This window comes from Streptomyces sp. NPDC088762 (assembly GCF_044750905.1).
Lineage (GTDB): Bacteria > Actinomycetota > Actinomycetes > Streptomycetales > Streptomycetaceae > Streptomyces.
This window is the reverse complement of sequence record NZ_JBIVKT010000028.1, coordinates 25,381-32,128: the sequence shown is the minus strand read 5'-3', so window position 1 is coordinate 32,128 and position 6,748 is coordinate 25,381. Positions and strand designations below refer to the sequence as shown.

At 72.3% G+C, this 6,748-nt stretch carries 8 protein-coding genes; 2 read left to right on the top strand and 6 right to left on the bottom strand.

Going from position 1 to position 6,748, the window contains the following annotated elements:
• The first annotated feature begins 539 nt into the window (after positions 1 to 539).
• On the top strand, positions 540 to 1,307 hold the full coding sequence (locus ACIP5M_RS35460) for a metallophosphoesterase (RefSeq protein ID WP_401205088.1): 768 nt from the start codon (positions 540 to 542) through the stop codon (positions 1,305 to 1,307).
• Between the two features lie 82 nt (positions 1,308 to 1,389).
• Here the strand turns inward: ACIP5M_RS35460 and ACIP5M_RS35455 are convergent, their stop codons facing one another.
• From ACIP5M_RS35455 to ACIP5M_RS35430, 6 genes are all read right to left on the bottom strand, one after another.
• A complete protein-coding gene (locus ACIP5M_RS35455; protein ID WP_401205085.1) occupies positions 1,390 to 2,040 on the bottom strand; it encodes a hypothetical protein in 651 nt (216 codons plus the stop codon).
• Positions 2,037 to 2,438, bottom strand: a complete 402-nt coding sequence (locus ACIP5M_RS35450; protein WP_401205082.1) for a DUF6114 domain-containing protein — start codon at positions 2,436 to 2,438, stop codon at positions 2,037 to 2,039. Before ACIP5M_RS35450 ends, ACIP5M_RS35455 begins: the two co-directional genes overlap by 4 nt.
• Positions 2,429 to 3,076 (bottom strand): DUF6230 family protein, encoded by a 648-nt coding sequence (locus ACIP5M_RS35445; RefSeq protein WP_401205080.1) that lies wholly within the window; start codon positions 3,074 to 3,076, stop codon positions 2,429 to 2,431. Before ACIP5M_RS35445 ends, ACIP5M_RS35450 begins: the two co-directional genes overlap by 10 nt.
• Before the next feature lie 107 nt (positions 3,077 to 3,183).
• A complete protein-coding gene (locus ACIP5M_RS35440) occupies positions 3,184 to 3,936 on the bottom strand; it encodes a MerR family transcriptional regulator (protein ID WP_401205077.1) in 753 nt (250 codons plus the stop codon).
• A gap of 54 nt (positions 3,937 to 3,990) precedes the next feature.
• Entirely contained in the window at positions 3,991 to 5,187 is a 1,197-nt protein-coding gene (locus ACIP5M_RS35435; protein WP_401205097.1) for a methyltransferase, read from the bottom strand.
• A 92-nt stretch (positions 5,188 to 5,279) separates the two neighbouring features.
• Entirely contained in the window at positions 5,280 to 5,690 is a 411-nt protein-coding gene (locus ACIP5M_RS35430) for a tetratricopeptide repeat protein (RefSeq protein WP_401205074.1), read from the bottom strand.
• A 36-nt stretch (positions 5,691 to 5,726) separates the two neighbouring features.
• Between ACIP5M_RS35430 and ACIP5M_RS35425 the strand changes: the two genes are divergently transcribed.
• Positions 5,727 to 6,692 carry a pirin family protein gene (locus ACIP5M_RS35425; protein WP_401205071.1) on the top strand — a complete coding sequence of 322 codons (966 nt, stop codon included), beginning with the start codon at positions 5,727 to 5,729 and terminating at the stop codon, positions 6,690 to 6,692.
• The last annotated feature ends 56 nt before the right edge of the window (positions 6,693 to 6,748 follow it).

Below are 6,748 nucleotides of genomic sequence, written 5' to 3'. Positions count from 1 at the left end.
TGGTTGCGCGCTCGTCCTGCGGGGACACTCCGGCGTGTCCCCACCCCAAGCCCCACTCCGGCCCCACCCGGGCGCGAGTGGCATGGACACTCCCGCACACCGGGCGGGGGTCTCGAGCTGCTGGTGGAGCGGGGGCACTCCGGGACGTCCCCGCAGGACGAGCGCGCAACCACGCTCAAAGGCTGGTCCGTGCCTTAGTGCGCGAGCCGAGGAGACGTCCCGGAGGGACCCCGCGACCCCGACCGGCAAACCGCTCCCGCCCGGAGGACACCACCAGCCTCGCCGGCGTTTGAGGCGAACCGCACCCGCCCCGGGGAGCGGGGCCCCGCCCCGGGGACACCCCCCAGCCCCGCCGGCGTTTGAGGCGAACCGCACCCCGCCCGGGGGATGGGGCCCCGCCCCGGGGACACCCCCAGCCTCGCCGGCGATTGAGGCGAACCACCCGGGCCGGGAAGCGGGGCCCCGCCCCATGGGGGCCGGCCGGGTGCGCCGGACAATGGGTGATCACCTCTCTGGACCAGAGACGAAGGAGTCCGCTCGTGATCGTGATCGCCCACCTCAGCGACGTCCATCTCGACGGCGGCACGCGGGCCGCCGACCGCACCCGCGCCGTCATGGAGTACCTCGACAGCCTTCCGTACGACCTGGACGCCGTCCTGGTGAGCGGGGACATAACCGACCACGGCACCCCCGCCGAGTACGAGGAGGCCGCCAAACTGCTGCGCTCACGGCACCCGTTGGTCATCTGCCCCGGCAACCACGACGAGCGGACCGCCTTCCGGCAGGGCCTGCTGGGGGAGGGCGCCGAGGCGTCCGCGGAGCCGGTCGACCAGGTGCTGCGCGGGGACGGATTCGTCCTCGCGGTGTGCGACTCGTCCGTACCCGGCGAGGACCACGGCCTGCTGGAGGAGTCCACGCTCGGCTGGCTGGACGGCGTACTCGCCGGCACACCGCCGAAGACCCCGGTCCTGGTGGCCTTCCACCACCCGCCGGTCCCGCTGCACACCCCGTACGTGGACGGGATCCGGCAGTTCGGGGAGGAGCGGCTGGCCGCGCTGGCCGAACGCCACCCCCACCTCACGGCCTTCCTGTGCGGGCACGCCCACACCGCGGCCGCGACCACCTTCGCGGGGCGGCCGCTGCTGGTGGCGCCCGGCGTGGTCTCCACCCTGCGGCTCCCGTGGGAGACCCAGACGGGGCCCGATCACCATGTGCACCTTGACGAGCCGCCGGCCGTCGCCTTCCACGTCCTGGGCGATGACGGGCGCCTGACGACCCACTACCGGGTGGTCGTCGCCGCGCGGTAGCTGCTGCCGGCCGCCGGGGCCGGGCGTTCTCGGCGGAGCGGCCCGCCGCTGCGGATGGGGCGGCGGGCCGCTCGCGTCGGGGTCAGGGCCCTACGGTGATCTGCTGGGCCGGGTCGGTCGAGTCGGCGACGAGGTAGACCGCGTTGAAGGTGGACGAGGTCGCGCTCGTCGGGCAGCCGAACCCGCCGGTGACCTTGACCGGTACGGACGCGTTCGTGAAGGTCAGGCTCGACGGTGCGCCGTTGGTCCAGCTGCCGCCGACGTTCGCCGACGCCGTCGGCGCCGCCGTGACGGTGCAGGAGGCGAGCCCGCTGGTCTTCACCACCAGCCCGCCGGCCGGCACGGTCATGGTGGCGGTGATCGGCGAGCCGTCCTGCATCGAGACCGACCAGGCGCCGCTGGTGGTGACCGTGGGGGTCACGCCCGGCATGCTGGAGGTGCAGGAGCTGTACGTCGGCGGCGAGATCGGCGAGGAGACCGGTCCGGCCGCGTTGTGGTTGTCCGGGGCGGCCGGCACCGTGCCGGTGGAGACGGAGACCGAACAGGTCACCGTCACCGAACCGGCCTTGAGGGTGGCCTTCCCGCTGAGGGTGGCCTTGAAGGAGTGCCCGGCCGGGGTGACGGTGGTCGACCCGGCCAGCGGTGACGGCGCGGCGGTGGCGTTGACCGAGGCCAGGGACAGGGCTCCGGCGACGGCCATCCCGAGGGCGAGCGCGGTGCGCGTACGGCTCATGGCTGTGCTCCTTGGGGATCCTGGTGCAGGGTGGGGGAGGAGCTGGGGAGCGGGGCGGCGTCCGGCTGCCAGGCGAACATCAGGCCGCCGCCGACAATCCCGAGCAGGGTGCCGATCAGGAACCCGCCCAGGTTCGACAGGACCAGGGCGGCGGTGGCGATCAGCGTGGTGAGGACACCCGCCAGATTCCGCTGCGGGGGCGAGAACCAGGCGGTGAGCCCGAGCACGATCATGACGAGGCCCATCAGCACGGAGGGGATGCCCGCGACCCCCTGCTGGAGCATGACCTTCAGCGGTGCGAGGGGCAGGAGGCAGATCTCGGTTCCGGCAAGGACGGCGAGGAGCCCGCCCCAGAACGGCCTGCTGCGCCGCCACCGCCGCCAGCGGGTCAGAAGCATTCCTTCTTGCCCTTGCTGATGTTCATGCTGAGCCCGGAGAGCTTGAAGGTGCCGGCGTTGGTCGCCCACGCCGTCTGCCGGAGGTTGGTGATGCTGACCGTGTCCGCCTGCTGGGCGAAGAGGTCCTGCATCCCCTGCGCGTCGGCCGGCCCCTTGTCGAGGGTGGAGGCGTCGCGCCCGATCTCGATGTTGCTGAAGACGGCGTCGCCGGAGAGCTGCGTCGCGTCGACGAACAGGTTGCTCGCCTCGACCGGGGATTTCTGGCCGGCGGTGAGGTTGAGCGAGATGTCCCCGATCACCGGGAGGGAGGTGACCACGGACTGGCAGAGGCTGTTCAGCTTCGCCTCCCTGATGGCGGTGACCGCCACCGGGATGAGCTCTTCGCGGGCGTTGACGTCAACACTGCCGTACTGGGCGAAGCCCTCGCCCTCCAGGCTCTTCGCCGACACCTTGAACTGCTGCCCCGACACGGCGAAGGAGGCGGCGAGCGCGCCCTGTGCGAGGGCGATGCCGAGGCCGGCGGTGACGGCGACGGCGGGGACGGTCAGGACCGCGAAGCGGCGCCAGCGGACGCGGCCACCGGCCGAGACGGGGGTGGGGACTTCGGGGGACTGGGGTAACTCGGGGGAATCTGCCATGAGATCGTCCCTTATTTCGGCTGTGCACCGTTGTTACCGACGAGTTGAATGTAAGAGTGCCAATGGTGGTTGGCAAGGTTGTGCGAGCGCACCCTTTCGGCCGACTCCTACTGCTCCGTACGCAGCAGTTCGGCGACCTCCGCGTCGACCCTGCGCGCCATCGCCCGCGCGAACTCCGTGGCCACCACCTCACCGGCCACCGGCCGGAGCGCCGTCACCGCCGCCGTGATGTGCTGGAGTTGCGTGGCCGAAAGCCGCTCCAGCCCTTGCGCACCGATCACATGCCGCCGGAACAGCCCGACGAACCGGTCCGCGAGCGCGGCCGCCTGCGCCTGCAGGAAATCCCCCGCGTCCAGGATCTCGGCCAGCGGCACCCCCTGGCGCACCAGCGCCAGCGTCGCCTCCAGCAGTCTGCGGCTCGGGTACGTGACCAGGTCCCCGTCGACCGTTACGTAGCCCAGCTTCGCCGCCCGCCGGGTGTCCTCGGCCGTGGCGGTCGGCCCGAACAGCTCCCGCAGCTCGGCCCGGGTCATGGTGACCGGCTCCTCCTGCACCCAGTCACGGGTCATCTCCCGCTCCAGACCCAGCAGTTGGGGCAGGCCGCCGCCGTCCTCCCAGGCGTGCAGGAGCTCGGCGATGCCGTTGACCGTGTAGCCGCGCCCCAGCAGATCGCTGATCAGCCGCAGCCGGGTCAGGTGGTCGTCGGAGTACCAGGCGATCCGGCCCTCCCGGCGCGGCGGCGGCAGCAGCCCGCGCTCCTGGTAGTAGCGCAGGTTGCGCACCTTGACGCCGGCCGCCCGGGCCACGTCCTCGCGGCGGTAGCGCCCGCCGCCGATCCCGTCCTCCACCTGGCTGCTCACGCGGCCGAGTGTAGGACGTACCGGCAGGTCACATAGGGTTCGGGCGGGTTCGGGTCAGCGGGAGCGCGGCCGGTCCTGCTTGACCGCCCGCAGGACGACGAACTTGGGCTCGCTCGCGACGACTTCACTGTTGCCGAACAGCCGGCGCAGGTGCGTGTGGTAACCCATGTGCCGGTTGGCGACGATCCACAGCTCGCCGCCGGGCCGCAGCACCTTGCGCGACTGCGCGAACATCCGCAGCGCCGTCGCGTCCGTCGTGGCCTGGTGGGAGTGGAACGGCGGATTGCTCAGCACCAGGTCGACGGAGCCGGGATCCAGCATCGCCACCCCGTCGCCGACGAAGAACTCGGCGGTCCGCCGGCCCTCGCGGACGTTCGCCCGGTACGTCGCCCGCGCGGAGGCGACCGCCTGGTAGGACTCGTCCGTGAAGACGACCTCGGCGTCGGGATCGTGGACCTGGACCGCCGTGCCCACGACACCGTTGCCGCAGCCCAGGTCGACGACCCGGGCCCCGTCGGTGTTGGTCGGCAGGTTCTGGAGGAAGAAGCGGGTGCCGACGTCGAGCCGGTCGGCGCAGAAGATCCCGGCGTGGTTGACGACGGTCAGCCCGGAGCCCGATCCGGCGTCCTCGTCCACCGTGTACGTCAGCGGCCACGGCCCGGCGGTGGTGGGGCGGGTGGCCCCGGGGGTGCCCGGGGTGCAGAAGATCAGCCGGGCCTTCTTCTCCGCGAGGGAGGTCTTCGTCGGGCCGAGGATCTTCTCGAACAACCGCAGCGTGGAGGTGTGGATCTCCTTGACCATGCCGGCGCCGACGACCACGGTGCCCGCGTGCACGTGCGGAGCCAGCCGGTACAGCTGGTCCTCCAGCAGCGCCAGGCTCTTGGGCACGCGCACCAGCAGGACGTCGATCCGCTCGGGCGGCGGGTCCTGCGTGGTCAGCAGGGTCACGGTCGCCTTCGACGTCCCGATGCCGGCCCGGTCCAGATTGGCCGCGGTGGCGGAGCGGGAGAGGGCGGAGTCGGTGATCTGCGTCGGGTGGTAGGCGGCGAGCGCCGTCGTCAGCGTCCCCCACCGGTCCCCGAGCACGGTGATCCGGCCGGAGGCGGCGGCCAGGTCCACCGGACCGCGCTCCCCGGTACCGGAGTCGAGGTGGCGCAGCAGGTACTCGTCGGCGGCGTCCCAGGCGCGGAGCCGGTCGCGCGGATCCTCGGGGAAGCGGGTGAGCTCGTAGGAGCCGTAAGGCGTGGTCAGGCGGTTCATATGCCACCCAGGCTAACCGAGCGGGCGCCCGGCCCCGGCACGGACCGGCCGGGGCCGCCCCTCGGGCTTCCCCTCCCCGGCCCCTACTCGGGGAAGTCCCCGGCCATGGCGGCGGCCGTGCGCAGGTACGGACGGGCCTCGCCGGCCCGCCCGAGCCGCTCCAGCGTGCGACCGAGCATCAGCTGCGCGTAGTCCTCCACCGGCCAGCGCTCCAGGATCGCGCGGAGCTCGCGCTCGGCGCGGGACAGCTGGGCGGAGTGGTAGTAGGCGCGGGCCAGCAGCAGCCGGGGCGCCAGCTGCTCGGGTACCTCGCCCGCCAGGGGGCCGAGGATGCGGGCGGCCGTCGCGTATTCCTTCGCGTCGAAGAAGAGCCGGGCCCGCTCCCAGCGCTCGGCTGCGTCCCGTGCTCCACGTACGCCGTCGGCCCGTTCATCGCGTTCCTTCCGTGGTTCGTGTCCCCCGCTCGAACACGCCTGCGCGCCGGAACATTCCACCCGACACGCCCACCCCCTCGGGACTAAGTTGTCCGCATGAGCAATCTCGATCGCCAGCCCGCTCTCTCCGCATGCGGTGGCCGCGGCTTCGTCGTGGCCGAACCGGTACGCGAGCTCCTCAGCCCGCGCACCGTCAAGCTGGGGGAGTCCACCGAGGTACGCCGACTCCTGCCGAACCTGGGCCGCCGCATGGTGGGCGCCTGGTGCTTCGTGGACCACTACGGCCCGGACGACATCGCCGACGAGCCCGGCATGCAGGTCCCTCCCCACCCCCACTCCGGGCTCCAGACGGTGAGCTGGCTCCACGAGGGCGAGGTCCTGCACCGCGACAGCGAAGGCAGCCTCGCCACGATCCGACCGCGCGAGCTGGGCCTGATGACCTCCGGCCGCGGCATCAGCCACTCCGAGGAGAGCCCGCGTGGGCACGCCCGCTTCCTGCACGGCGCCCAGCTGTGGGTGGCCCTGCCGGACGCCCACCGGGACGTGCACCCGCACTTCCAGCACCACGCGGACCTCCCGCAGGTGACGGCCCCGGGCCTGACGGCGACGGTCATCCTGGGCACCCTGGACACCGCCACCTCGCCCGGTACGGCGTACACCCCGATCGTCGGCGCCGACCTGGCCCTGGCGGCGGGCACCGAGACGCGTCTCCCGCTCGACCCGGACTTCGAGTACGCGGTCCTGTCCATGTCGGGCGAAGCCCACGTCGACGGCGTCCCGGTCCTCCCGGGCTCGATGCTCTACCTGGGCTGCGGCCGCACCGAACTCCCCTTGCGGGCAGCCTCCGACGCGGGCCTGATGCTCCTGGGCGGCGAGCCGTTCGAGGAGGAGATCGTCATGTTCTGGAACTGGATCGGCCGCTCCCACGAGGACATCGCGCAGGCCCGCGAGGACTGGATGAACGGGACGCGTTTCGGCGAGGTAAAGGGCTATGACGGCCCTCCGCTTCCGGCTCCTGACCTGCCCCCGACCCACCTCAAACCGCGCGGCCGAGTGCGCTGACCTGCGATAACTGGTGACAGGTGTTTCTGCGGGACGCGAGGGTTGCGTATTTCGTT